Here is a 25,772-nt window from a genome sequence, read left to right as displayed (position 1 = left end):
GAGCATCCCTCGCCGAAGTCTTCAGTCCCCTGCACCGCGAACGGCACGGGAAACCAGTCTGTGAGTCTATCAGGCCCGAGCCGTGCCGCAGCACGGCGTCACAGAGGGACGCCGACACTACGCTGGAAGTCGACTATCGAAGGAGAGCGAAATCGTGCCTGAGGCAACTGCAAACATCGGCGTCGTCGGCTTGGCCGTCATGGGTTCCAACCTGGCGCGCAACCTCGCCAGCCGCGAAGGCAACACAGTGTCGATCTTCAACAGGTCGTACGAGAAGACCCAGACCCTCCTCGACGAGCACCCCGAGGCCGAGTTCGTCCCGGCCTCGACCTACGCCGAGTTCGCCGCCTCCCTCACGACCCCGCGCACCGCGATCATCATGGTGCAGGCCGGACAGGGCACCGACGCCGTCATCAATGCACTGACCGAGGTCTTCGAGCCCGGCGACATCATCGTCGACGGCGGCAACGCGCTCTTCACCGACACCATCCGCCGCGAGAAGGCCGTGCGCGAGACCGGCATCAACTTCGTCGGCGCCGGAATCTCCGGAGGCGAGGAGGGCGCGCTCAACGGCCCGTCGATCATGCCCGGCGGCTCCGACGAGTCGTGGGTGACCCTGGGCCCCATCCTCAAGTCGATCGCGGCCATCGCCGAGGGCGAGCCCTGCGTCACCCACGTCGGCCACGACGGTGCCGGCCACTTCGTGAAGATGGTGCACAACGGCATCGAGTACGCCGACATGCAGCTGATCGGCGAGGCCTACGACCTCATCCGTCGCGGCACGGGCAAGTCACCGGCCGAGATCGCCGACATCTTCTCCGAGTGGAACCGCGGCGAGCTAGAGAGCTACCTCATCGAGATCACGGCCGAGGTGCTGCGCCAGGTCGACGCCGAGACCGGCGCGCCCCTCGTCGACGTCATCCTCGACCAGGCCGGGGCCAAGGGCACCGGCGCCTGGACGGTGCAGACCGCCCTCGACCTGGGCATCCCGGTGTCGGGGATCGCCGAGGCGGTGTTTGCGCGCTCGCTGTCGTCGAAGCCGGCCCAGCGGGCCGCGGCATCCGACCTCCCGGGCCCGTCGGAGGCCTGGACGGTGGCCGACGCCGACAAGGACGCCTTCGTCGAAGACGTGCGCCGCGCCCTCTACGCCTCGAAGATCGTCGCCTACTCGCAGGGCTTCGACGAGATCGTCGCCGGCGCCGAGCAGTACGACTGGGACATCAAGAAGGGCGACATCGCCGCCATCTGGCGCGGTGGCTGCATCATCCGTGCGCGCTTCCTCAACCGCATCACCGAGGCGTACGCGGCGGACCCCGGTCTCGTCGCGCTGCTCACGGCGCCGTACTTCGCCGAGGCCCTCACCGGGACCCAGGAGGCGTGGCGTCGCGTCGTCGTCGTGGCGGCCCAAGCCGGCATTCCGTCGCCGGCGTTCTCGTCGAGCCTGGCGTACTACGACGGCCTGCGCGCCGACCGTCTGCCCGCCGCCCTCATCCAGGGCCAGCGGGACTTCTTCGGAGCCCACACCTACAAGCGCGTCGACAAGGACGGCACCTTCCACACCCTGTGGTCCGGCGACCGCACCGAGATCGAGTCGGCAGGCTCCAGCCACTGAGGACTACTCGCTCGCTGAGGGCCGAGCGAAGCGACCGCCCGAAGCGCGCTTCGACCGCGGACCTCGTCCGGGCCTCAGCGAGCGAAGGACCACCCCGATCGCCAGCACCACCACGGTGCCGACGATCGCCTGCCAGGGCAGCGTGAGCGCGAGCAGCACGCATCCGGCGAGCCCGATCCACTGCACGGCACGCGGCAGCCAGCGCTCCGAGCGCGGCTGCCGAAGTGCCGAGGCGTGCGCGATCGCGTAGTAGCCGAGCACCGCGCAGGCCGAGAATCCGACCAGCTGGCGCGGATCGAGAAGCACCACGGCCACGATCGCGATCATGGCGACGGATGCCTCGGCCACGACTGGGGCGTGGGTGCGGGTCGAGATGCGGCTGAGCGTGCCGGGCAGGTCGCCCTCGCGCGCCATCGCGAGGGAGGTGCGGCTGAGGCCGGCGAGGATGCCGATCAGCGACCCGAGACTGGCGATGGCCGCCACGACGCTCGCGACGACGGGCCAGGCCGCACCGCCGAGGGCTGTCGAGGCGAGGTCGGCGAGAGGCGATGTCGACGAGGCCAGTCCATCGACCCCGAGCACGCTCAGGCAGAGCGCGCCGACCACGGCGTAGAGCACGAGCGCCACCGCCAGGGCTGTGATGATCGCGCGCGGCAGGGTACGCCGCGGATCGCGCACCTCCTCCCCCAGCGTCGCCATGCGGGCGTAGCCGGCGAAGCAGAAGAACAGCAGGCCGGCCGACTGCAGCACGCCGTACCATCCGGCATCCGTCGCCACGAGGATGGGGCCCACGGCGGCTCCCGACAGGGCCGTCGCAGCGAGCACGGCGACCAGCCCGGCACCGACGACCGTCACGATCGCGAGGCTCACCCGCGCCGTGCTGCGGATGCCGGTCGCATTGACGGCGGCGAGCACGACCAGCACACCGACGGCCACGGCCTTCGCCTGCCCAGGCCAGAGGTAGCTCCCGGCGATCAGTGCGATGGCCGCGGCCGACGCCGTCTTGCCCCAGATGAAGAGCCAGCCCGCCGCGAAGCCGGTCCACGGACCGATGGCGGCACGGCCGAAGGCGTAGGCGCCGCCCGACACCGGGTGCGCCATGGCCAGCTGCGCGGTGCTCAGCGCGTTGAGCGATGCGACGATTCCGGCGATCACCAGGCCGATGAGCAGTGCTCCCCCTGCCACGGCCGCAGCAGGCGCCCAGACGAAGAACACCCCGGCACCGATCATCGACGCCAGCCCGATTCCGACGGCCTGGCCTGTGCCGATCCGGCGTTCGAGAGTGCTCACCCGAGCGACCTTAGCGATAGGGCGTGAACGTTTGTTAGGGTCGCCATCATGACGACGCATCCGGAGCTGCTGGGCTCCGACGAGGACGACGACGACTCCGGTCGTCCGCTGCTCGGCGCCCGTCGCGGCCGCATGCTGCGCGCCGTCGTCTGGGTCGGCATCGTCGCCCTCGTGCTGCCGGGCATCCTGGTGACGTGGGGCGTCGCCCAGGGCACGGCCTCACGCGCCTGCGCGACCTACGCCGCCTATCTCAGGCCCGATGCGGGAAGCTCGTCCGTCGGCTTCGAGCTGTTCGCTGCCGGTGGTCCGGGGTGGCAGTGCTATGCCGTGAGCACCAGCGGCCCGAAGGAGTACCTCGGCTCGCTCGGGCTCATCCCCTCGGCGCCGCACATGCCGCGGCAGACGGCCTGACTCAGCCGTTCAGCAGCTGGTCGCGCACCTGACGGCGCATGACCTTGCCGATGAGCGACTTCGGCAGCTCGTCGACGGCCACGACGCGCTTCGGCACCTTGTAGGCGGTGAGCTGGTCGCGAGCGAGGTCGCGGATGGACTGCTCGTCGAGTTCCACGCCCTCCCGCAGCACGACGGCGGCCACGACCTTCTCACCGCTGTGCTCGTCGGGCAGGCCCACGACGGCGGCGTCGACGACGTCGGGGTGCGTGCGCAAGGCCTCCTCGACCTCGCTCGGCGCCACGTTGAAACCGCCGGTGATGATGAGCTCCTTGATGCGGTCGACGATGCGCACGAAGCCGTCGGAGTCGAGCGCCACGATATCGCCGGTGCGGAACCAGTCGCCACCGCCATCCGTCGCCGGAACGAACACGGCGGCGCTCTCGTCGGGCTTCTTCCAGTAGCCGGAGAAGACCTGCGGGCCGCGGACGATCAGCTCGCCCTCCTCATCGGTCCCCCTGTCCTGCGTCGGGTCCTCAGGGTCGACGACGCGAACCTCGGTCGACGACAGCGGGAGTCCGACGGTTCCGGCCTTACGGGTGGGAGCGACAGGGTTGGCCATCAGCACCGGCGACGTCTCCGAGAGGCCGTAGCCCTCGACGAGGTAGCCGCCCGTGAGCGCCTCCCACGGCTCGACGACCTCGGCCGAGAGCGGCATCGCACCCGAGATGGCGATCTGGATGCCGGCGAGCGACACCCCCTCCTTCTCGGCGGCATGCCGCAGCCGCTCGTAGATGGGAGGCACGGCGGGAAGGAAGGTCGCCGGATGCTTCTTCATGACGGCCAGCACGAGGTCGGGGTCGAACTTGGGGAACAGCACCAACCGCGATCCCATGCTCATCGCGAAGGTGAGGCACAGCGTGAGGCCGTAGGCGTGGAACATCGGCAGCACCGCGTAGACCACGCTGGTGCCGCGCTCGATCGTGGGCACCCAGGCACGCGACTGGGCCGCGTTGGCCGCCAGGTTGAGGTGCGTGAGCGTTGCGCCCTTAGGGTTCCCGGTGGTGCCGCTGGTGTACTGGATGAGGGCGACGTCGTCGACGGATGGCGCCACGATGTGCTCGTCGATGGGCGACGCCTTCAGCAGCTCCTCCCACGACGTCGTGCCGCGCACCTTCGTGGTGAGGGCGTCACGCGACTCGCGCGCCTTGGCGACGGGCAGCGTGAGGGCCGCGCGGGTGAGGAACGGCATGGCCCGGGTCACGTCGATGGAGATGATCGTCTCGACGGCGACATCCGACGGGAAGGCCTGGATGGTGGCGACGACCTTGTTCCACGCGATGACGACGGTGGCGCCGTGATCCTCGAACTGGTGCCGCAGCTCACGCGGGGTGTAGAGCGGGTTGTGCTCGATCACGATGGCGCCGAGCCGCAGCACGGCGTAGAACGCCGCGACGTGCTGGGGGCAGTTCGGAAGCACCAGGGCGACGGTGTCGCCCTTCTGCACGCCGAGCAGGCGCAGCCCTTCTGCGGCGCGGTCGACCTGGGCACCGAGCTCCGCGTACGTGGTCGTGCGGCCGAAGAACTCGAGGGCGACGTTGTCGGGATACTGCCGGACCGAGGCCGCGAGCATGTCGTACAGCGAGCCGTCGGGCAACTCGATGTCGTGGGGCACGCCCTCGGCGTACGAGTCGAGCCAGGGGCGTGGGGTCGTGATCACCCCTTTACAGTAGCGCCGGGGCCGTGCTCAGGCCGCCCTGCTACCCTCGCCCGAAGGCCCATGACCCCCGAACGCATCCGTCCTCGTCCCTCGTCGCGGCACACCGCGACGCGACGTGCTGCGCCTGCGCCAGCGAGGAAGCCGCATCCGCGCAACCGGATGGCGATTCCGGCTGCCCTGGCCGTCATCGCGTGGGGCGCCGCCATGATGATGGCTCCCCCGCCGCTCCCGACCGCCGCCGAGGCGGCCAGGACGACGGCGCAGTCGAGCGCCGCCCAGCTGCCGGAGCAGTCGCTCATCGTCGATGGAACGGTTCCCGACATCTCGGTCGTGCGCGACGGCTACTCCGCCACCGACGGTGCCCAGACCCTCGCCGCCAACGGCACCAACTACGACTGGGCGAAGCTCGTGCTGGTCTTCGCCGGCTGGCCGACCACCGAGAGCAACATCACGGTCATCACCCGCTGGATGCGCCAGGAGAACGGCGTCGACAACTGGTGGAACCGCAACAACCCGCTGAACAACGGCTGGGGCTCCGGTGGCGGCAGCGGCCTGGGCAGCTACGACTCGCTGGTGACGGCGGCGGAGAACTGCGCCGACGCCCTGCACCGCAACTCGGGCTACACGGCCATCGCCGCAGGCTTCGCGGCCTCGGCTCCGACGGGCGAGATCGAAGCGGCCATCTGGGCGTCGCCGTGGGCGTCGAGCCACTACGCGAACGGCTCGCACTGGAGCTCTCGACCCGCCGACGTCGTCAGGGCGCCCGACGACGCCTGGGGCTGAGCGGACCCAGCCGGTTTCTCCCTACGCGGCGCCGTCGAACATCGACGTGACCGACTCGTCGTTGAAGACGGCGTCGATGGCCTGGGCGAGCAGCGGCGCGATCGGCAGAATGGTGAGCTTGTCGAAGCGCTTCTCCTCCGGCACCGGGAGGGTGTCGGTGACGACGACCTCGTCGACAGCGTCGCTCTGCAGGATCTGCGTCGCCGGGTCGCTGAAGACGGCGTGCGTCGCGGCGACGACCACGCCGATGGCGCCTGCGGCCTTGAGAGCCTCGGCCGCCTTCACGATGGTGCGTCCGGTGTCGATCAGGTCGTCGACCAGCAGGCAGACGCGGCCGTTGACCTCACCGACGATCTCGTGCACCGAGACCTGGTTCGGCACCAGCGGGTCGCGGCGCTTGTGGATGATGGCGAGGGGAACGCCGAGCTTGTCGCTCCAGATGTCGGCGACGCGAACGCGGCCCATGTCGGGCGACACGACCGTGAGAGTGGCAGGGTCGAGCTTGGACTGGAAGTGCTCGAGAAGCACGGGCATGGCGAAGAGGTGGTCGACGGGGCCGTCGAAGAAGCCCTGGATCTGCGCGGCGTGCAGGTCGACGCTCATGATGCGGTCGGCGCCGGCTGCCTTGTACAGGTCGGCGACGAGTCGGGCGCTGATCGGCTCTCGGCCGCGGCCCTTCTTGTCCTGGCGGGCATACGGGTAGAACGGTGAGACGACGGTGATGCGCTTCGCCGAGGCGCGCTTCAGGGCGTCGACCATGATGAGCTGCTCCATGAGCCACTCGTTGATGGGCGAGGTGTGCGACTGGATCACGAAGGCGTCGCAGCCGCGCACGCTCTCGTCGAAGCGCGCGTAGATCTCGCCGTTGGCGAACGTCCGGGCATCCGTCGGCAGCAACTCGATGCCGAGCTCGGCCGCGATGTCCTTCGCGAGCTGCGGATGCGCTCGCCCCGACACGAGGACGAGGTGCTTCTGGCCGGTGATATTGATTCCGGACACTCGGACTCCGCTCTGCTCGACGGTACTGTGACCGCTAGTCATCTGACGCCGGGGTGGCGGCCTGGGCCGCCGCATCGGCGGCCGTTCCGGGACGCTTCCGACTGACCCAGCCCTCGAGGTTGCGCTGCTGCGCGACCGAGATGGCGAGGGCTCCGGGCGGGACATCCTTTCGGACGACCGTTCCGGCGCCGGTGTACGCTCCGTCACCAATCCTAACGGGGGCGACGAAGACCCCGTGCGACCCGGTGCGAACGTGAGAACCCACCTCCGAGCGGTTCTTCTCGACGCCGTCGTAGTTGGCGAAGATCGACCCGGCACCGATGTTCGAGCCCTCGCCGATCGTGGCGTCACCGACGTAGGAGAGGTGCGGCACCTTGCTGCCGACGCCGATGTTCGCGTTCTTGGTCTCGACGAAGGCGCCGATCTTGCCGTCGGCGCCGAGGATGGTGCCGGGGCGCAGGAAGGAGAACGGGCCGACCGTCGCACCGGCCTCGATCACGCTGAGGGTCGCATCCGTTCGCTTGACCGTCGCTCCCTCGCCCACCTCGGTGTCGACCAGCGTGGTGTCAGGGCCGATCACGGCTCCGGTCGCGATGACGGATGCCCCGAGGATCTGCGTTCCGGGCTTCACGGTGACGTCGGGGGCGAGGGTCGCCTTCACGTCGATCCACGTCGTCGCCGGGTCCTGGATGGTGACCCCGGCCAGTTGCCAGCCGCGCACGATGAGCGCGTTCAGCTGCAGAGCGGCCTCGGACAGCTGGGCGCGGTCGTTGATGCCGGCCACGAGCCAGGCCTCGTCGACGGGAACGGCCGCCACCTCGCTGCCCGCGGCTCGCAGCAGTCCGATGACGTCGGTGAGGTACTTCTCGCCCTGCGCGTTGTCCGTCGTCACGTTGGCGAGCTGGTCGCGCAGTTCGTTCACTCCGAAGACGTAGATGCCGGCGTTGGCCTCGCCGATGGCGCGCTCGGCCTCGTTCGCGTCCTTCTGCTCGACGATGCGGTCGAAGGCGCCGGCGTCTGTGCGCACGATGCGGCCGTAGCCCGTGACATCGGGCGGGAACAGCGACATGACGCTCGCGGCGGCGGCATCGGCCCTGTGCGCCTCGATGAAGCGGCCGAGGGTGCCTGCGTCGAGCAACGGAACGTCGCCGTTCACCACGAGCACCTCGCCCGTGAATCCGGCGGGAAGCGCCTCGATCGCAAGCTCCACGGCGCGGCCGGTGCCCGCCACATCGTCCTGGTCGACGATCACGCTCTCGGGCATGTCGACGCCGATCACTGCGGCGACGCGGTCGCGCTCGTAGCGCACGACGCTGATCACGTGAGCCGCATCGAGCTTGCGGGCCGTCGCGAGCACGTGCGAGACGATCGGCATGCCGCCGAGCGGATGCAGCAGCTTCGGCAGCGACGACTTCATCCGTGTGCCCTGGCCGGCGGCGAGCACCACGATCGCGAGGTTCTGGTCGGTCATGGTGTCTCCCCTGGTGTGTTTCGAAGGGCTCCGCCGCCAGGACTCGAACCTGGACCTAACAGCTCCAAAGGCTGTCGTGCTGCCATTACACCACGGCGGACCACGCCTGACCGCTGGTCCAACGCGCCTTCCAGTCTGCCAGAACGGATGCCGTGGCCGTGACGCGCCCGACGGCATCCGAACGGGATAATGGAGCCATGCCGAGCAATGACGAGGTCGACCGCATCGTGGATGCGTGGGGACGCGAGCGCCCCGATCTCGATTTCTCCCCCCTCCAGGTGCTCTCGCGCGTCGGCAGGCTGGCGAAGCACCTCGATCGCGAGCGTCGCAGCGCCTTCTCCCGCGCCGGGCTCGAGTCATGGGAGTTCGACGTGCTCTCGGCGCTCCGTCGAGCCGGGGCTCCCTACCAGCTCTCCCCCAAGCAGCTGCTGCAGCAGACCCTGGTCTCCAGCGGCACGATGACCAACCGCATCGACAGGCTCGTCGATCTGGGGCTCGTGACCCGCCAGACCGACCCGCGTGACGGCCGGGGCGTACTCGTCGTGATGACGACGGCAGGCCTCGACCAGGTCGACGCCGCCATCACCCAGTTGATCGACGCCGAAGCCGACCTACTCGACACCCTCAGCGCATCGGACCAGGATCGGCTGGCCGGTCTGCTCCGCAAGCTCAGTCTCGACTTCGACTGAGCGCCGCCGCGGCCTCCACGGCCGCGATCGCGAGCCCGTAGGGTGGCGCACGTGAGTGAATCCTTCAGGCTGATGCTGCGCGCCCTCCCCGACTTCCCCGAGGAGCTCCCCGAGTTCGACCCGGAGACAGCACCGACGGACCCCGTCGAGCTGTTCACCGACTGGCTCGAGGCCGCGGTGGTTCGCGGCATCCGTCAGCCCCATGCGTTCTCCCTGGCGACGACGGATGCCGCCGGCCTGGTGTCGTCGCGCATGCTCATCCTCAAGGACATCGGCGACGACGGCTGGTGGTTCGCCACCTCCAGGCTGTCCCGGAAGGGCCGCGAGCTCGAGCAGAACACCGCGGTCGCGCTCAACTTCTTCTGGGCAGAACTCGGCCGACAGGTGCGGGTGACCGGCGACGCGGTGAAGCTGTCGGACGAGGTGTCCGCCGCGGACTGGGAGGCACGCCCCAGCGCCGACGGCCGCTCCAACCCCTCATGGCAGGTCTACGCTGTGCGGCCACGCGAGATCGAGTTCTGGCAGGCCCGCCACGACCGCAACCACATCCGGCACCGCTACGACTTCTAGGTCGCGTCGGCGGAGCGCGGCGACACCCGGGGTCGGCGTCAGCGTCAGCGCCGCAGTGCCACCCGCGCCAGCCTGTTGCCGACGAACTGAGCGATCTGCACGAACACGACGATGAGCAGCACCGCGGCCCAGGTGACGACCGGCTCGAACTGTCTGTAGCCGTAGAGCTGCGCGAAGTAGCCCAGACCGCCGCCGCCGATGAGGCCGGCCACGGCCGACATGTCGACGATCGCCACGAAGATGAAGGTGTAGCCGAGGATGAGCGGGCCGAGCGCCTCGGGGATCACGATGGTTCGGAGGATGCGGTACGGCCCGGCTCCCATCGACCGCGCCGCTTCGATGACGCCGGGTGAGACCGTCACGAGGTTCTGCTCGACGATGCGGGCGATGGCGAACGACGCCGCCAGCGAGAGCGCGAAGATGACGGCGTTGATGCCGATGCCGGTGCCGATGATCATGCGCGAGAGCGGCTGCACGGCGGCGATGAAGATGATGAACGGAATGGGCCGGAAGAAGTTGATGACGACGTTCAGCACCACGAAGATGACCTTGTTGGGCAGCAGGCTGCCCGCGCGGGTGGCGTAGAGCACGAGCCCCATCAGCAGGCCTGCGGCGCCGCCGATGAGGAGGGTGATCGAGACCATGTAGAGGGTCTCGCCGGCCGCCTTCCAGAACTCGTCCTGGAGTTCGATCAGGGCATCCATCAGCGCACCTCCGTCACGTGCGTGCTCTCGGCGATGCGGGCGATGGCGGAGTCGATCGCGGCATCGTCGCCGCGGAGGGCGAGGGTGAGGTGACCGAAGGCGCGGCCCTGGATGTCGTTGATGCCGCCGTAGACGAGCTCGAAGGCGACCCCGGCGTTCACGATCTCGAGGAAGACGGCGGCCTGGTCGGCGTTGCCGTCGCGGAACGAGATGGTGACGATGCGCCCGATGTGGCGCTCCTGCAGCACCGCCAGCTCGGCGGGCGACGGGATGCCCTTGATCACCGTCGACACGAAACGTCGCGATGACGCGTTCTGCGGATTCGAGAAGACGTCGAACACGTCGCCCTTCTCGATGACTCGGCCGCCGTCCATGACGGCGACCTTGGTCGCGATCGACTGGATCACGTCCATCTCGTGCGTGATCACGACGATCGTCACGCCGAACTCGGTGTTCACGCGCTTCAGCAGCGCGAGCACCTCCTGCGTGGTCTCGGGGTCGAGGGCGCTGGTGGCCTCGTCGGCCAGCAGGATGCGCGGCTCGGTCGCGAGAGCGCGAGCGACGCCGACACGCTGCTTCTGGCCACCGGAGAGCTGGTCAGGGTAACTGCGGGCCTTCTCGCTGAGCCCGACGAAGGCGAGCAGCTCGTCGACCCTGGCGGTGATCCGGTCCTTGGGCCATCCGGCGACCCTCAACGGGTAGGCGACGTTGTTCCACACGTTTTTCGCGTTGAACAGGTTGAACTGCTGGAAGATCATGCCGATCCCGAGGCGGACGGAGCGGAGCTCCCGCTCCGTCCGCCCGGAGATCTCCTCGCCGTCGATGGTCACGCTGCCGTCGCTCACGGGCTCCAGGGCGTTGATGAGCCGCACGAGCGTGCTCTTGCCCGCCCCGGAGTACCCGATGATGCCGTAGACGTCGCCGGCCTCGATGTCGAGGGAGACGTCCTCGATGGCGACGATCCGCTCACCGCCCTTGTCGGGTGATGGGTAGGTCTTGGTGACGTTGCGCAGACTGACGAGGCTCACGCGGTGCGCTCAGCCGTTCTTCCGGGTGTCGGCCTCGACGGTCTTGAGGGAGGCCTCGAGGTCGGCGACGGGGGTCTTCAGGGCGACGGCCGTGCCGCCGGATGCCTCGAGGAGGCCGTCCTGTACGGCCTGGGTGTCCTGGAAGATCTCGACCAGCTTCTTGTACGTCTCGTTGTCCTTGTCCTCGGCCTTGGCGGCGAAGATGTTGACATACGGAAGTGCGGAGGCGTCGGCGGGGTCGTCCTGGGCGATGGCGTCCGAGGCCTTCAGCCCGGCGTCCTCGACGTAGTCGTTGTTGATGATCGCCGCTGCGACGTCGGGGAGCGACGACGGCGTGAGCGATGCCTCGAGCGTGGTGACCGTGACCTTGGACTTGTCGGCGTCGATGTCGTTCAGGCCGGAGTAGATGCTGCCGCCGTCCTTGAGGCTGACGAGGCCGGCCGACTGCAGTACGAGGAGACCACGCGCGAGGTTGGCGTCGTCATCCGGGATCGCGACGGTGTCGCCCTTCTTGATGTCGTCGACGGACTCGTACTTCGTGGAGTACAGGCCCAGCGGATAGATGGCGGTGGAGCCGATCGGAACGAGGTCCTCGTCGGCCGACACGTTGTAGCCCGCGAGGTAGACGATGTGCTGGAACTGGTTGAGGTCGAGCTCGCCCTCGGTGAGGGCGGGGTTCGGCTGCGCGTAGTCGGCGAAGTCGACGAGGTCGACCGTGATGCCCTCGTCCTTGGCGGCCTCGACGAAGGGCGCCCACTGCGGGTCGCTCTTGCCGACGACACCGATGGTGACGGTCTTGTCAGCGTCGTCGCCGGAGGCGCTGGCGGATCCGTTGGCGCAACCGGAGAGGGCGAAGACGAGGGGGATGGCCGCGAGCGCCGCGACGATGGACAGGTGCTTCTTGCTGCTGCGTGACATGTCTTCGACGGTATCCAGCGTGGCCGTCACAGGCGGAATCGGCGGGTCACACTTCGTCACGCCAGCGGCCGAGCGGGGTGCAGACCCTCGCGGCCGTGTTCTCGGCGCGCCCTCAGCCCTCCAGAAGCTCCGAGACCTCGAGCCAGCGCACCTCGAGATCGGCCACGGTCGACTCGAGCTTCTGCAGCTCGCTGGTGATGGCGCCGAGCCCGGCGTAGTCGCTCTGGTCGTGCACGGCGAGCTTCTCGTGGGCCGCGGCGATCTCGCCCTGGTACTTCTTGAGGCGCCGGTCGAGCGAGGAGAGCTCCTTCTCGGCGTTGCGCTTGTCAGCTCCGCCGAGGGCCGGCTTGCCCGGCTTCGACGAAGCTCCGGATGCAGCGCCGGATGCAGCGGGCTTGCGCGCGGCATCCGCCGAGGCATCCGTCACCCCACGACGCAGCTCGAGGTACTGCTCGACGCCGCGGGGCAGGTGCCTGAAGTGGCCGTCCATGACGGCGTACTGCTGATCGGTGACGCGCTCGATGAGGTAGCGGTCGTGGCTCACGACGAGGAGGGTTCCGGGCCAGGAGTCGAGGAGGTCCTCGATGGCGGCGAGCATGTCGGTGTCGAGGTCGTTCGTGGGCTCATCGAGGATGAGCACGTTGGGCTCGTCGAGCAGGATGAGGAGCAACTGCAGGCGCCGCTTCTGGCCGCCCGAGAGGTCCTTGATGGGCGTGGCCAGCTGGGCGCTGGTGAAGCCGAGGCGCTCGAGCAGCTGCCCGGGTGTGAGCTCCTTGCCGCCGGCGACGTAGCTCGAGCGCTGCCTGCCGATGATGGTCGACACCCGCTCGTGCTGCACGTCCTTGAGCTCGGCGAGCTCCTGGGTGAGGCTCGCGATGCGCACCGTGGTGCCGCGCTTGACCTTGCCGCTGGTGGGCTTGACGGTGCCCGTCACGAGGCCGAGCAGCGTCGACTTGCCGGCACCGTTGACGCCGAGCACTCCGGTGCGCTCCCCCGGTGCGATGCGCCACTCGATGCCCTTGAGGATGGTGCGGCCGTCGTAGACGACACCGGCGTCGATGATGTCGACGACGTCCTTGCCGAGGCGGGAGGTCGCCATCTGCTTGAGCTCGACGGTGTCGCGGGGCGGCGGCTCGTTCTCGATCAGCTCGTTGGCCGCATCGATGCGGAACTTGGGCTTGGCGGTGCGGGCGGGGGCGCCACGGCGCAGCCAGGCGAGCTCCTTGCGCATGAGGTTCTGGCGCTTGGCCTCGCTCGCCGCAGACATGCGGTCGCGCTCGACGCGCTGCAGGATGTAGGCGGCGTAGCCCCCCTCGAACGGCTCGATGATCTGGTCGTGGACCTCCCAGGTGTAGTTGCACACCTCGTCGAGGAACCAGCGATCGTGGGTCACGACGATGAGACCGCCGGAGTTCTGCGCCCAGCGCTTGCGGAGGTGCCCCGCGAGCCAGGCGATGCCCTCGACGTCGAGGTGGTTGGTGGGCTCGTCGAGGAAGATGACGTCGTGGTCGGCGACCAGCAGGGCCGCGAGCCCGACGCGGCGGCGCTGGCCGCCCGAGAGTGTTCCGACGACGGCGTCCCAGGGCACGTCGCCGAGGAGTCCGCCGATCACGTCGCGGGCCTGGGCGTCTCCGGCCCACACGTGCTCGTCGATGCCGCCGACGACGGCCTGGGCCACTGTCAGGGTCTGGTCGACGGTGTCCGACTGGTCGAGCATGCCGATGTCGACGCCGCGTCGGCGCGTGACGCGACCTCCGTCGGGCTCGATGCGGCCGGCGAGCAGGCGCAGCAACGTCGACTTGCCATCGCCGTTCTTGCCGACGACGCCGACGCGATCACCCTCATTGAGGCCGACGGTGACGCCGTCGAAGATGACGCGGGTGGGGAATTCGAGTCGCAGCTTCTCGCCGCCGAGCAGGTGTGCCATATCCGGTCAACCCTACCCGCGCGTTCGTGGCTCGGGAGCCGCAGCTCTGGTCTGGCGGGGTTCCGATGGTGTGGCGCGCGCAGGACCACCCGCCGCACCATCGGAACCCCGCCAGGTCGGGGGCGCACCAGGATGGCGGCGGATGCCTCGGCTCAGTCGTGCAGCAGGCGCGCGCCGTGTACCGGTGCCGTGGCACGCACGGCGGTGAGGCGGGCCGCCGAGAGGGCGACCTGCAGCTCGAGCGCCGAGTCGGCGTCCTGGGCGAGGAACGCGACGGTGGGGCCGGAGCCTGAGACGATGCCGGCGAGGGCGCCGTTCTCCTCGCCGAGTTCGAGGATGTGGCCGAGGCCGGGAGCCAGGTGCAACGCGGCGGCCTGCAGGTCGTTCGACAGGGCGTTGGCGAGCATGCGGGCGTCTCCGGCCCGCAGCGCCTGCAGCACCTCGGTGTCGACAGTCGGCGCGGTCTCGGCGGGCTGGATGTCGCGGGCGTTGCGAGTGCGGTGCCTGTCGAGTTCCTCGTACACGGCGGGGGTCGACATGCCGAACTCGGCTATGGCGAGCACCCAGTGGAAGGTGCCCTTGGCCAGCGCCGGGCTGAGCTGGTCGCCTCGGCCGGTGCCGATGGCCGTCCCCCCGAGCAGGGCGAACGGAACGTCGGCGCCGAGCTTCGCGCCTAGGGTGATGAGCTCGTCGCGGGTGAGCTCGGTGCCCCACAGCGCGTCGCAGGCGAGCAGGGTGGCTGCGGCATCCGCAGACCCGCCGCCCATGCCTCCGGCGATGGGCACGTGCTTCTCGACCTCGAGTCGCACTCCCCCGCGGAATCCCGTCTTGCGGGCGAGCAGGCGGGCCGCCTTGATGGCCAGGTTGCTGCCGTCCGTAGCGAGCCCGGAGGTGTCGACACTGCCCGTGAACGAGACCGAGAAGTCGTCGGCGGGGTGTGCGCGCACATCCTCGAACAGCGACACAGCCTGGTAGGCCGAGGCGACGTCGTGGTAGCCGTCGTCCTGGCGGGCGCCGACCTTGAAGAAGACGTTGATCTTGCCCGGGGCCCGCGCGTGCGCGACAGGCGATGCGGCAGGCAGGGTCATGCTTCTAACCTAGCCCGGATAGCCGCGCCGAGTCAGTCGGTGAGGTGCGACGCCCGCGCGACGGCGAGGAAGTCGTGAACGGTCAGCTCCTCGCCACGAGCCGTCGGCTTGACCCCGGCGGCCTCCATGGCGGCGGATGCGGTGGCTGCGTCGCCGAGCACCCCCGAGAGCGACTGCCGCAGCATCTTGCGGCGCTGCTGGAAGGCGCCGTCCACGAGGGCGAAGGTGGCGAGGCGCTCGGCCTCGGTTCCGATGGCGTCGCTGCGTCGGTCGAAGCCGACGAGCACGGAGTCGACGTTGGGCACCGGCCAGAACACCTGCCTGCTCACATTGCCGGCTGTGCGCCAGTCGCCGTACCAGGCGGCCTTGACGCTCGGGCTGCCGTAGACCTTCGATCCCGGCAGCGCCGCGATGCGGTGACCGACCTCGGCCTGCACCATGACGATGCCGGCGTGGATCGACGGGAAGTGCTCGAGGAAGTGCAGCAGCACGGGCACCGAGATGTTGTACGGCAGGTTCGCGACCAGGCGCACGGGAGACCCGGGCAGCTCGAGGATGCGCAGGGCGTCCTGGTGCACGACCTCGAGGGCCGCATCCGGTTGCATCAGCGACACTGTCTTCGGCAGTTGCTCGGCCAGGCGTCCGTCGATCTCGACGGCGATGACGGATGCCCCGGCCTCGGTGAGCCCGAGGGTGAGCGAGCCGAGCCCCGGCCCGATCTCGACGACCTGCTCACCCGCCTGCACGCCGGCGGTCTTGACGATGCGGCGCACGGTGTTGGCGTCGATGACGAAGTTCTGGCCGAGCTTCTTGGTGGGCGTGACGCCCAGCAGCTCTGCGAGATCGCGGATCTCAGCAGGTCCGAGCAGTCGGGCCCCGCCCGCGCTGTGTTCTCCGCTCATGCGAATCCTCCTGACGGAACGACGACGCTGGAGACGGGCTCAGCATCCCAGCTCCCGTAGACCCGCTCGGTGTTCGAGCTGATCCGGGCGGCGAGCACCGAGACGTCGGTGTCGAGGTAGCCGGCCATGGCCCGCAGGGTGTGCGGGATCAGGTACGGCGCGTTCGGACGCCCGCGCAGTGGCGTGGGCGTGAGGAAGGGGGCGTCGGTCTCGACGAGCACAAGCTCGCGCGGGGCGACGGCGAGCGACCTGCGCAGGTTCTCGGCGCTCTTGAACGTCACGTTGCCGGCGAAGGAGAGGTACCAGCCGTTCTCGGCGCACACCCCGGCCATCTCGGCATCGCCGGAGTAGCAGTGGAACACAGTGCGCTCGGGCGCACCGACCCGCAGCAGCGTGGCGATGACGGCGGCGTGGGCGTCGCGATCATGGATCTGCAGCGCGAGGCCGTGCCGCTTGGCGATGTCGATGTGGGCCTCGAAGGAGCGTTGCTGGGCTGCCTGCCCCTCGGCGCTCTCGGTGCGGAAGTAGTCGAGCCCGGTCTCGCCTACGGCGACCACTCGAGGCTGCCCGGCGAGCCGGTCGATCTCGGCGATCGCGTCATCGAGCTCGCCGCGCAGGGCGTATTCGGCCGCCTCGTTGGGGTGGATGGCGACAGCGGCGAGCATGCGCGGCTCGATCGCCGCCGTCGCGGCAGACCAGCGCGAGGTCTCGACGTCGCCGCCGACCTGGATCACCCCGCGCACGCCGACGGATGCCGCGCGGTCGAGGTGCTCGCGGTAGTCGAGCCCCTCTCCGTCGGCGATCTCGAGGTGCGTGTGGTTGTCGTACACGCCGACGGGAAGCGGCTCGGGCAACGGCGGGTAGTTCAGGTCCCGTCCGGCGGTCTGCTCGCGGACGCGCACGAAGTCGCCTGTCGGCTCCTCGTTACTCACCACTCGCCTCGATGCGCGGGAACAGGGCTTCGAGCGGGGCGACGGATGCTCCCCCGGTCCACTCCCATGCCCGGTCGATTCGCTGCTCGGCCACGGAGCCGTCGCCGCCGAGGGCGGTCCAGAGCTTGGCCGTCGCCTTCGGCGTCACCGGTGAGAGCAGCACGGCGAGGGTGCCGAGGCCGCGCACGACCGTGGCCAGCACGGTCTCGAGGCGGGCACGGTTGGCCGGGTCCTTCGCGAGTGCCCACGGCTCCTGCTCGGTGATGTAGAGGTTGAGGGCGTCGACGAGCTCCCAGATCGAGGCGATCGCCTCGTGGATGGCGAGGCGAGAGATGGCGTCGCTCGCGGCATCCGTCACCGACCGCTCGAGAGCGACGATGGCCTCCTCTGCCGGCGTCAGCTCGCCCGCCGTCGGGATGACGCCGTCGCAGTAGCGCGACACCATGGCGATCACGCGCGACGCGAGGTTGCCGAAGCCGTTCGCGAGCTCTGCCTGGTAGCGGGCAGCGAGGTCCTCCCACGAGAACGAGCCGTCCTGGCCGAAGGAGATGGCGCGCAGGAAGTAGTAGCGGAACGCATCCGACCCGAAGGTGTCGATGATCTGCGACGGCGCGATGCCCGTGAGCTTGGACTTGCTCATCTTCTCGCCCCCGACGAGCAGCCAGCCGTGGCCGAAGACCTGCTTGGGAACCTCGAGCCCTGCAGCGAGCAGCATGGCGGGCCAGATCACCGCGTGGAAGCGCAGGATGTCCTTCCCGACGATGTGGGTGGCCGGCCAGCGGCGGGCGAACTCCTCATCGTCGGCGCCGTAGCCGACGGCGGTGATGTAGTTGAGCAGGGCGTCGAACCAGACGTAGACGACGTGCGACTCGTCCCACGGCACCTTCACGCCCCAGTCGAACGAGGTGCGCGAGATGGAGAGGTCGGCGAGTCCCGACTTCACGAACGAGACGACCTCGTTGCGGGCGCTCTCGGGCTGCACGAAGTCCGGCCGCTCCTCGTAGAGGGCGAGCAGCTGGTCGGCGAAGGCGCTCATGCGGAAGAAGTAGTTCTTCTCGTTGAGCAGTTCGACGGGCTTGGAGTGGATGGCGCAGACCTTCTGCCCCTCGTACTCGCCCTCGCCGTCGAGGAGCTCGCCCGGCTGCTTGTACTCCTCGCAGCCGACGCAGTAGTAGCCCTGGAACTCGCCCGTGTAGATGTGGCCGGCGTCGTAGAGGTGCTGGAGGAACTTCTGCACGTTGGTCTCGTGGCGCTCATCCGTCGTGCGGATGAAGTCGTCGTTCGACAGGTCGACGATCTCGAGGAGCGGCTTCCACGCCTCGGCCACGAGCTTGTCGACCCACTCCTTCGGGGTGACGCCGTTGGCCGTCGCCGTGCGCAGGATCTTCTGGCCGTGCTCGTCGGTTCCCGTGAGCGACCAGGTGTCGTCGCCGCTCTGGCGGTGCCAGCGCGCGAGCACGTCCGCGGCGACCTCCGTGTAGGCGTGCCCGATGTGGGGAACGTCGTTCACATAGAAGATCGGCGTGGTGATGTAGAAGGAGGAGCCGTCGGACATGCTGACCATCCTATTCGGCGCGCCGAGGCCTCTCCGCCGTGTTACCGGGCGACGATGAGGGCATGACGGATGCTCCTCCTCCCCCGCCGACACCCGTCGGCCCCGTGGGTCTCGGCCTCGCGACACGGGTGCTCATCACCCTCGCGGCTGCCGCGATCACCATCGCCGGCATGGCGAACGCGAAGGAGATCATCGGCCCGATCGTGCTCTCGATCGTGCTCGTCATCATCGCCCACCCCGTGCGCGCCATCCTCGAGCGCAGGGGCTGGCAGCGCTGGGCCGCGACCACCGCCGTCATCGTGGTGGTCTACCTCATCCTGCTCGCGCTCGGAGTGCTGCTCGTCACTGCTCTTGCGCAGTTCGCCAGGCTCATCGCCGACAGCGCCGACGCCTTCAAGCAGCAGGCGACGATGCTGACGGACTGGGTCTCGTCGCTCGGTCTCAGCCAGTCTCAGACCGAGGCCGTCACCGGCGCCGTCGATCCCTCGACCATCTTCAACGTCGGCCTGTCCGTCGCCGAGTCCGCCCTCAGCTCGCTGACGGCCGTCGTGCTCGTCTTCGCCTACACGCTCTTCATGGCCGCGGATGCCGCCTACATCGCCCCGATCTTCGCCAGGTTCCGCACGACCCATGCCTCCGTGATCGCAGCGCTCACCGGCTACGCCCACGGAGTGAGGCAGTACATGGTGGTGAACGCGATCTTCGGCCTGATCGTCGCCGTGCTCGACGGCCTCATCCTGTGGGCGCTCGGGGTGCCCGGCGCCTTCATCTGGGCCGTGCTCGCGTTCATCACGAACTTCATCCCGAACATCGGATTCGTGATCGGCGTCATCCCGCCCGCCGTCATGGCGCTGGTGACCGGCGGCTGGGGCCTCGCGCTCATCGTGATCGCCGTCTACTGCGTGGTGAACGTGACTCTCCAGGTGCTCGTGCAGCCGCGCTTCGTCGCCGTGGCGGTGAACCTCGGATTCACGATCACGTTCGCGTCCGTCATCTTCTGGGGCTTCGTGCTGGGCGCGCTCGGTGCGCTCCTCGCGGTGCCGCTGACGCTCCTGCTCAGACTCCTGCTGCTGGATGCGGATCCGCGGGCCGGCTGGGCACGAACCCTCTCCGGTGACCGAACACCGGAGGAAGAACCTCGTGGGACTCCGTCGGAGGATGCGGAGTCGGAACTCCCAGAGTCGCATCCTGCTGCTTGATCGCGGTTCCCTTCAGGCGCTGGTTCTTGTACTCGACGATGTTCATGCCGATGACGATCTTGCCGACGGCCTCGCGGCGGTCGAGCCTGCGGTAGGCCTCAGCGACGTCGTCGAGAGAGAAGACGTCGGCAATCGGCATCCGCACGGCGTGCTGCTCCATGAGCTCGGCCACCACGAGGAGCTCGCGCACGCTTCCCGCGGTCGCGCGCTGTACGCCGTACTCGTCGACGGCGCCCCAGTCGAGCACGGTGCTGATGCGTCCCGTCGGAACGCCGAGTTCCACCGCGGTCTCAACGCCGTCACCGCCGAGGAAGTCGACGAAGGCGTCGACACCGTCCGGGGCGACGGCACGGATGCGCTCTGCCAGGTCGGGGCCGTAGTCGACCGGCGTCGCCCCGATCTGGCGCAGGTAGTCGGCGTTCCGCGGTGCGGCCGTCCCGATCACGTGGGCACCGCGACGCACGGCGAGCTGAACGACGAGGCATCCCACACCGCCCGCCGCGGAGGTGACGACGAGGGTGTCGCCCCGGCGGACCGCCGTGTCCTGCAGTGCGTCGAGGGCAGTGGTCCCGGCGACGTACAGGCTGCCGGCGATCTCCCAGGGCACACTGTGCGGTTTGATCGCGAGCTGACCGGCCGGCACGGCGACGTGCGTGGCGTGCGATCCGCGGGCAACGTAGCCCATGACCTCGTCGTTCACGCGGAAGTCGGTGACCCCGGGGCCGACGCCGATGACGATGCCGGCGAGATCACGACCCTGCCCCTCGGGGAAGACCACGGGCCAGCGGTCTGGAGACACACCGGAACGGATGGCACTCTCGACGGGATTGGTGCCGGCCGCGACGACCTGAACGAGCACCTCTCCGGCATCCGGAACCGGCATCTCGATGTCGACGACCTCGAGCACCTCCGGCCCGCCGAACTCTGAGAATCGAACTGCTCGCACCATCGCGCACCTCCGCTTGTCCAGGTGGTGGTTCTCCTCCAGAGTGCGCTTCCCCGCTGGGAATGGCCGGTGAGTCTCTAACCTGGTTAGCGAGCTGCGAGGGCTCCCTCGTAGAGCTCGCGCTTGCCGAGTCCTGTCGAGAGGGCGACGGATGCGGTCGCATCCTTCATTCGTTCGCCGCCAGCGACCAGCGCCTGCACCTGGCGGATGCCGTCCTCGAGGCTGTGCACGCGCTTCGGCGCTCCGGCCACGACGATGCAGATCTCGCCCTTCACTCCCTCGGCTGCCCACGCGGCGAGTTCGGAGGCCGATCCGCGGCGAACCTCCTCGTAGAACTTGGTGAGCTCACGGCAGACGACGACTGTGCGGTCGTCGCCGAAGACGGCGGCCAGGTCGGTGAGGGCGGCGGCGAGGCGGTTCGGCGACTCGAAGAACACCATGGTGCGCCGCTCGTCGACGAGCTCGCGGAAGGTCGAGGTGCGGTCTCCGTGCTTGCGCGGCAGGAAACCCTCGAAGGTGAAGCGGTCCGTCGGGAGCCCCGAGACGGCGAGCGCAGCGAGCACGGCGCTCGGGCCGGGGATGACGGTGACCTGCACTCCCGCCGCTGCCGCGGTCTCGACGAGGTGGAACCCGGGATCCGAGACCGTCGGCATGCCGGCGTCGCTCAGCACGAGCAGGTCGGCGTCGCGACCGAGCTCGACGAGTTCGGCCGCCTTCACCCGCTCGTTGTGGTCGTGCAGCGGGATGAGGCGCGGTCGGTTGTCGATGTGCAGGGCCGCCAGCAGCCGCTGGGTGACACGCGTGTCCTCCGCGGCGATGACCTGGGCGGCGCCGAGCGCCTCGATGAGCCTGGCCGACGCGTCACCGAGGTTGCCGATGGGTGTGCCGGCCAGGATGATCATTCTCCCAGTCTCTCGCACCGTGGCTCGAACGGTGGCGTGCCTGCCCCGCCCCCGCGCTCGTTTAGCATTGCGCCATGAGTGTCGACGCCCCGAGACCCGCCATCGACGACCTCATCGACGGTTCGACGGGCGAGGAGAACGCCGACGGCCGCGACCGGCGCGACGCGCGCGACCAGAACGACACCGCCGTGCCCGAACCCCGCGGCACCCGTCTCGACGCCTGGTGGGCACGCATGCTCTCCACCCCGGTGCGCCTGCGCCTCTGGTACTGGGGTGGTCCGCTCGCAGTGACGCTGCTGGCCGCAGTGCTGCGGCTCTGGAACCTCGGCCAACCGCACAGCCTCGTCTTCGACGAGACCTTCTACGTGAAGGACGCGTACACCCTGCTGCGCAACGGCGTCGAGAGCACCTGGCCCGACGACGCCGATGCGCAGTTCAACGCCGGCAACACCGATATCTACAACTCCGACGGCTCCTTCGTGGTGCATCCGCCGCTCGGCAAGTGGATCATCGCCCTGGGGCTCGCCGTCTTCGGCGCCGGCGACAGCTTCGGCTGGCGCATCGGCACCGCCGTCGTCGGCATCCTCGCGGTGTTCCTTCTCACAGTCATCGCGCGCAAGCTGTTCCGCGGCTCCACCCTTCTCGGCGTGATCGCCGGCTTCCTCTTCGCGATCGACGGCCATGCCATCGTCATGTCGCGGGTGGCCATCCTCGACAACTCGATCATGTTCTTCGCCCTGCTGGGCTTCGGCGCCATCCTGCTCGACCGGGAGTGGAACGAGAGACGCCTCGCCAGCTGGATGCAGCAGAAGCGCGAGAAGACCGGTGACCCGGATGCCGGCAGCTGGGGCCCCGCTCTCTGGTGGCGTCCGTGGCTGCTCGCCGCCGGCCTCGCGTTCGGTCTCACGAGCAGCGTCAAGTGGTCGGGCCTGTACTTCCTCGCCGGATTCGGCATCTACGTGATCGTTGTCGACATGCTCGCCCGCAGGCGGGCCGGCGTGGCCTTCTGGGCGAGCAGCGCCGTGCTCAAGCAGGGTCCGGTGTCGTTCCTCCTCATGGTGCCGGTCGCCGTGGTCACCTACGTCGTCGCGTGGACCGGATGGTTCGTCACGGCCACCGGCTACTACAGGAACTGGGCCGAGGAGCCGGGCAACGCCTGGACCGGCGCTCTCGCCTGGGTTCCCCGCTCTCTGCAGAGCTTCTGGCACTACGAGGCCGCGGCGTACCAGTGGAACATCTCATTGGCGACGCCGCATCCGTACCAGGCGAACCCGTTCACCTGGTTGTTCATGATCCGCCCGACGAGCATGTACTACCTCGGAACCACGGCCGAGAACGGATGCCCCACCGACTCGTGCTCCGACGCCATCACCTCGATCGGCAACCCGATCATCTGGTGGGCCGCGGCGGCCGCACTGTTCTACCTCGTCTACAGGCTGGCGCGCTATCGGGAGTGGCGCGTGGGGCTGATCCTGATGGGCGTCGCCGCCGGCTACCTGCCGTGGCTGCTCTATTCGGGCCGCACGGTGTTCCAGTTCTACACGATCGCCTTCGAGCCCTACCTGATCCTCGCGCTGACGGCGGTGATAGCGCTCATCCTCGGACAGCGTGACGACGTGACGTGGCGGCGGCAGCGCGGCATCGGCGTCGTCGCGGTCTTCATCGTCGTCGCCGTGCTGGTGTCGATCTTCTTCTGGCCGCTGTGGACCGGCGAGCGCATCCCCTTCTGGTACTGGCAGCTGCACATCTGGCTGCCGAGCTGGCGCTGACGTGTTCGCTCGCCTGCTGCCCGGCCTGTCGGTCGCGGGTGCGGCCGCCCTCCTGGCGTGGGGCGTCCACGCCCTGGCGCCGGCCATCCCGCTCCTGACGGCGGCCGTGGTCATCGGCATCGTGGTCGGCCAGCTTCCCGCGACCCGTGCCCTGCTCGACGGGCTCCTCGCGCCCGGGCTGCGCATCGCAGCCCGCCGGCTGCTGCGCGTCGGCATCGTGCTCCTCGGTCTGAAGCTCAGCCTCGGTGACATCGCCGGACTCGGCGCCCTGACGATCGCGACAACGGTGCTCATCGTCGTCCTGACCTTCGCCGGCACCCTCTGGCTCGGCCGAGCCCTCGGCCTGCCCGGGCACCAGCCGCTGCTGGTGGCGAGCGGCTTCTCCATCTGCGGCGCCTCGGCCATCGGGGCCATGGGCGGCGTCGTCAGGGCCCGCGACGACGAGCAGGCCACCCCCGTCGCGCTGGTCACGCTCTGCGGAACCCTCGCCATCGCGGTGCTGCCCGCGCTGTGGCATCCGCTCGGTCTCAGCGACCTGCAGTTCGGGCACTGGGTCGGTGCCGGCGTGCACGACGTCGGCCAGGTCGTCGCGACGGCCCAGATCGCGGGACCCGCAGCCCTCGCCGTGGCCGTGGTCGTGAAGCTCACGCGCGTGCTCCTGCTCGCTCCCATGGTCGCCGTCGCGGCCGTGGTCGAACGCCGACGCTCGGCGGAGGCATCGGGTCCGCGCCCGGCCGTCGTGCCGCTCTTCATCGTGGGCTTCCTCACGGCTGTTCTGCTCAATTCGATCCTGCCGATTCCGGATGCCGTGCTCGGCGTCGCCGACATCGTGCAGACGGCGTTGCTGGCCATGGCGCTGTTCGCACTCGGAGCGTCCATCCGCATAGCCCAGCTCGCCCGCACGGGGTGGCGCGCACTCGTCGTCGGACTCACGTCCTGGGCCCTCATCGCGGTGCTCGCGTACGGGGCCGCACTCCTTCCTTCATGACGCATTCCCCGAGCGCCCTTTATCAAGTGACATATGCTCGACACGGCATGTCATCCATGGAAAAAACCGGCCAATACCCAGCATTCTCCCCTACGCTGAAGAGCATCCGATCGCTGGGGATCCACCCCGCGATGAGCGGCACATGCCTCATCTTTTCGACTGGGAAGTCACATCGATCGAAGGCAGTGATGTGTCAGAAGTAGACGCCGCGCCCTCCTCCGGGGTCCGGATCATCCGCACGAAGCCGGGCGGAGACCGTTCCAACCCGACCACCGAGTACTCGGCCCTGCTGCACACAGTGCGCAACCTCGGACTCCTGCGTAGGCGCACGGGCTTCTACTGGATGGTCTTCAGCATCCTGCTGGTCGCTCTCGGCGGTGCCGTCACCGGCTTCATCCTGCTCGGTGACACCTGGTACCAGCTGCTCATGGCCGGTGCCCTCGGCATCATCCTCACGCAGTTCGCCTTCCTGGCGCACGAGGCCTCGCACCGGCAGGTGTTCGAGTCCGGCAAGGCCAACGACACGGCCGGCCGCATCCTCGCGAACGCGTTCGTCGGCATCAGCTACTCATGGTGGATGACCAAGCACTCGCGTCACCACGCCAACCCGAACGTCGTCGGCAAGGACCCGGACATCGACAACGACTTCATCGTCTTCCAGCCGGCCGAGGCCGCCAAGGTGGGCCGACTGCAGGCTGTCGTCACGCGCAAGCAGGGCTGGTTCTTCTTCCCGATGCTCATGCTCGAGGGCATCAACCTGCACATCCACGGCCTGCGCACCGTCATGGGCCGCGGCAAGGTCGACAAGCGCTGGGTCGAGGTCTCCATGCTCGTCACCCGTCTCGCCGCCTACGTCGCCGTCATCTTCTACTTCCTGCCGCTCGGCATGGCCTTCGCGTTCATCGGAGTGCAGCTCGCCGTGTTCGGTGTGTACATGGGCGCGTCGTTCGCTCCGAACCACAAGGGCATGCCGCAGCTTCCGCACGACAGCAAGGTCGACTTCCTGCGTCGCCAGGTTCTCACCTCGCGCAACATCCGCGGCGACTGGCGCATGCTCACCTTCATGGGTGGCCTCAACTACCAGATCGAGCACCACCTCTTCCCGAACATGCCGCGCCCGCACCTGGCGAAGGCCGGCGAAATCGTGCGCGAGTACTGCCGCGACCACGACATCCTCTACACCGAGACCGGGCTGGTGCAGAGCTACGCCATCGTCGTGGACTACCTCAACAAGGTCGGCCTCGCTGCCCGCGACCCGTTCGACTGCCCGATGACGGCGCGGTTCCGCACGCACTAGCGGCATCCGCTCGCTCGACGCGACCTGGACACAGGCCGGATCGGCTGATTCCCTCGGGAACAGGCCCATCCGGCCTGTTCTCGTTGACCCGGC

Annotated in this window: 22 protein-coding genes, 1 tRNA gene and 1 pseudogene; 9 read left to right on the top strand and 15 right to left on the bottom strand. The window is 68.9% G+C overall.

What is annotated here, in order from left to right; genetic code table 11:
- The first annotated feature begins 154 nt into the window (after nt 1-154).
- On the top strand, nt 155-1,612 hold the full coding sequence (gene gndA, locus AADV74_RS01810) for an NADP-dependent phosphogluconate dehydrogenase (RefSeq protein WP_342111237.1): 1,458 nt from the start codon (nt 155-157) through the stop codon (nt 1,610-1,612).
- Nucleotides 1,613-1,615: 3 nt separating this feature from the next.
- On the opposite strand, the gene AADV74_RS01805 is transcribed toward gndA, so the two are convergent.
- On the bottom strand, nt 1,616-2,902 hold the full coding sequence (locus tag AADV74_RS01805; protein WP_342111235.1) for an APC family permease: 1,287 nt from the start codon (nt 2,900-2,902) through the stop codon (nt 1,616-1,618).
- A 48-nt stretch (nt 2,903-2,950) separates the two neighbouring features.
- On the opposite strand from AADV74_RS01805, the gene AADV74_RS01800 reads away from it, so the two are divergent.
- Nucleotides 2,951-3,313, top strand: coding sequence for a hypothetical protein (locus AADV74_RS01800; RefSeq protein WP_342111232.1), 363 nt, complete (start codon nt 2,951-2,953; stop codon nt 3,311-3,313).
- A gap of 1 nt (nt 3,314) precedes the next feature.
- On the opposite strand, the gene AADV74_RS01795 is transcribed toward AADV74_RS01800, so the two are convergent.
- The gene (locus AADV74_RS01795) at nt 3,315-5,009 is read right to left on the bottom strand and encodes a long-chain-fatty-acid--CoA ligase (protein WP_342113080.1); all 1,695 of its coding nucleotides are present in this window, start codon (nt 5,007-5,009) and stop codon (nt 3,315-3,317) included.
- A gap of 162 nt (nt 5,010-5,171) precedes the next feature.
- Here AADV74_RS01795 and AADV74_RS01790 point away from each other — a divergent pair, with 162 nt between their 5' ends.
- On the top strand, nt 5,172-5,795 hold the full coding sequence (locus AADV74_RS01790) for a hypothetical protein (protein ID WP_342111230.1): 624 nt from the start codon (nt 5,172-5,174) through the stop codon (nt 5,793-5,795).
- A gap of 21 nt (nt 5,796-5,816) precedes the next feature.
- Here the strand turns inward: AADV74_RS01790 and AADV74_RS01785 are convergent, their stop codons facing one another.
- The 3 genes from AADV74_RS01785 to AADV74_RS01775 form a co-directional block, all read right to left on the bottom strand.
- Complete coding sequence (locus tag AADV74_RS01785; RefSeq protein WP_342111228.1) at nt 5,817-6,794, bottom strand: ribose-phosphate diphosphokinase; 978 nt, start codon at nt 6,792-6,794, stop codon at nt 5,817-5,819.
- A gap of 34 nt (nt 6,795-6,828) precedes the next feature.
- Nucleotides 6,829-8,265, bottom strand: coding sequence for a bifunctional UDP-N-acetylglucosamine diphosphorylase/glucosamine-1-phosphate N-acetyltransferase GlmU (glmU, locus tag AADV74_RS01780; RefSeq protein WP_342111226.1), 1,437 nt, complete (start codon nt 8,263-8,265; stop codon nt 6,829-6,831).
- Nucleotides 8,266-8,293: 28 nt separating this feature from the next.
- Nucleotides 8,294-8,365, bottom strand: a tRNA-Gln gene (locus AADV74_RS01775).
- A 97-nt stretch (nt 8,366-8,462) separates the two neighbouring features.
- On the opposite strand from AADV74_RS01775, the gene AADV74_RS01770 reads away from it, so the two are divergent.
- Both AADV74_RS01770 and AADV74_RS01765 read left to right on the top strand, forming a co-directional pair.
- Entirely contained in the window at nt 8,463-8,954 is a 492-nt protein-coding gene (locus AADV74_RS01770) for a MarR family winged helix-turn-helix transcriptional regulator (RefSeq protein WP_342111224.1), read from the top strand.
- Nucleotides 8,955-9,005: 51 nt separating this feature from the next.
- Nucleotides 9,006-9,524 carry a pyridoxine/pyridoxamine 5'-phosphate oxidase gene (locus AADV74_RS01765; RefSeq protein ID WP_342111222.1) on the top strand — a complete coding sequence of 173 codons (519 nt, stop codon included), beginning with the start codon at nt 9,006-9,008 and terminating at the stop codon, nt 9,522-9,524.
- Nucleotides 9,525-9,568: 44 nt separating this feature from the next.
- Here AADV74_RS01765 and AADV74_RS01760 read toward each other — a convergent pair whose 3' ends face one another.
- The 8 genes from AADV74_RS01760 to metG all read right to left on the bottom strand — a co-directional run bounded on the left by AADV74_RS01760 (nt 9,569) and on the right by metG (nt 18,578).
- Nucleotides 9,569-10,228, bottom strand: a complete 660-nt coding sequence (locus AADV74_RS01760; protein ID WP_342111221.1) for a methionine ABC transporter permease — start codon at nt 10,226-10,228, stop codon at nt 9,569-9,571.
- Complete coding sequence (locus tag AADV74_RS01755; protein ID WP_342111218.1) at nt 10,228-11,256, bottom strand: methionine ABC transporter ATP-binding protein; 1,029 nt, start codon at nt 11,254-11,256, stop codon at nt 10,228-10,230. Before AADV74_RS01755 ends, AADV74_RS01760 begins: the two co-directional genes overlap by 1 nt.
- Before the next feature lie 9 nt (nt 11,257-11,265).
- On the bottom strand, nt 11,266-12,174 hold the full coding sequence (locus AADV74_RS01750) for a MetQ/NlpA family ABC transporter substrate-binding protein (protein WP_342111216.1): 909 nt from the start codon (nt 12,172-12,174) through the stop codon (nt 11,266-11,268).
- A 112-nt stretch (nt 12,175-12,286) separates the two neighbouring features.
- On the bottom strand, nt 12,287-14,101 hold the full coding sequence (locus AADV74_RS01745) for an ABC-F family ATP-binding cassette domain-containing protein (RefSeq protein ID WP_342111214.1): 1,815 nt from the start codon (nt 14,099-14,101) through the stop codon (nt 12,287-12,289).
- 152 nt (nt 14,102-14,253) lie between these two features.
- Complete coding sequence (locus tag AADV74_RS01740) at nt 14,254-15,189, bottom strand: 4-(cytidine 5'-diphospho)-2-C-methyl-D-erythritol kinase (RefSeq protein WP_342111212.1); 936 nt, start codon at nt 15,187-15,189, stop codon at nt 14,254-14,256.
- A 32-nt stretch (nt 15,190-15,221) separates the two neighbouring features.
- The gene (gene rsmA / locus AADV74_RS01735; protein ID WP_342111211.1) at nt 15,222-16,091 is read right to left on the bottom strand and encodes a 16S rRNA (adenine(1518)-N(6)/adenine(1519)-N(6))-dimethyltransferase RsmA; all 870 of its coding nucleotides are present in this window, start codon (nt 16,089-16,091) and stop codon (nt 15,222-15,224) included.
- A complete protein-coding gene (locus AADV74_RS01730; RefSeq protein ID WP_425287234.1) occupies nt 16,088-17,026 on the bottom strand; it encodes a TatD family hydrolase in 939 nt (312 codons plus the stop codon). The genes rsmA and AADV74_RS01730 overlap by 4 nt, the downstream gene beginning before the upstream one ends.
- Nucleotides 17,016-18,578, bottom strand: coding sequence for a methionine--tRNA ligase (gene metG / locus AADV74_RS01725; protein ID WP_342111207.1), 1,563 nt, complete (start codon nt 18,576-18,578; stop codon nt 17,016-17,018). The genes AADV74_RS01730 and metG overlap by 11 nt, the downstream gene beginning before the upstream one ends.
- A 62-nt stretch (nt 18,579-18,640) precedes the next feature.
- On the opposite strand from metG, the pseudogene AADV74_RS01720 reads away from it, so the two are divergent.
- Nucleotides 18,641-19,579, top strand: a pseudogene (locus AADV74_RS01720) (AI-2E family transporter); the annotation flags it as partial.
- A gap of 55 nt (nt 19,580-19,634) precedes the next feature.
- On the opposite strand, the gene AADV74_RS16895 reads toward AADV74_RS01720, so the two are convergent.
- A complete protein-coding gene (locus AADV74_RS16895; RefSeq protein WP_425287233.1) occupies nt 19,635-20,726 on the bottom strand; it encodes an NADP-dependent oxidoreductase in 1,092 nt (363 codons plus the stop codon).
- Nucleotides 20,727-20,809: 83 nt separating this feature from the next.
- Nucleotides 20,810-21,625: a 16S rRNA (cytidine(1402)-2'-O)-methyltransferase gene (gene rsmI / locus AADV74_RS01710; protein WP_342111204.1), complete on the bottom strand. Its 816-nt coding sequence runs from the start codon at nt 21,623-21,625 to the stop codon at nt 20,810-20,812.
- 74 nt (nt 21,626-21,699) lie between these two features.
- Between rsmI and AADV74_RS01705 the strand changes: the two genes are divergently transcribed.
- The 3 genes from AADV74_RS01705 to AADV74_RS01695 all read left to right on the top strand — a co-directional run bounded on the left by AADV74_RS01705 (nt 21,700) and on the right by AADV74_RS01695 (nt 25,679).
- Complete coding sequence (locus AADV74_RS01705; RefSeq protein WP_342111202.1) at nt 21,700-23,394, top strand: dolichyl-phosphate-mannose--protein mannosyltransferase; 1,695 nt, start codon at nt 21,700-21,702, stop codon at nt 23,392-23,394.
- A gap of 1 nt (nt 23,395) precedes the next feature.
- Nucleotides 23,396-24,382: a YeiH family protein gene (locus AADV74_RS01700; protein WP_342111200.1), complete on the top strand. Its 987-nt coding sequence runs from the start codon at nt 23,396-23,398 to the stop codon at nt 24,380-24,382.
- Between the two features lie 190 nt (nt 24,383-24,572).
- A complete protein-coding gene (locus AADV74_RS01695; protein WP_342111198.1) occupies nt 24,573-25,679 on the top strand; it encodes a fatty acid desaturase family protein in 1,107 nt (368 codons plus the stop codon).
- The last annotated feature ends 93 nt before the right edge of the window (nt 25,680-25,772 follow it).

It is taken from the genome of Leifsonia stereocauli (assembly GCF_038432415.1).
GTDB lineage: Bacteria > Actinomycetota > Actinomycetes > Actinomycetales > Microbacteriaceae > Orlajensenia > Orlajensenia stereocauli.
The sequence above is the reverse complement of the archived record's forward strand: the minus strand, read 5'-3'. Positions and strand labels throughout refer to the sequence as shown.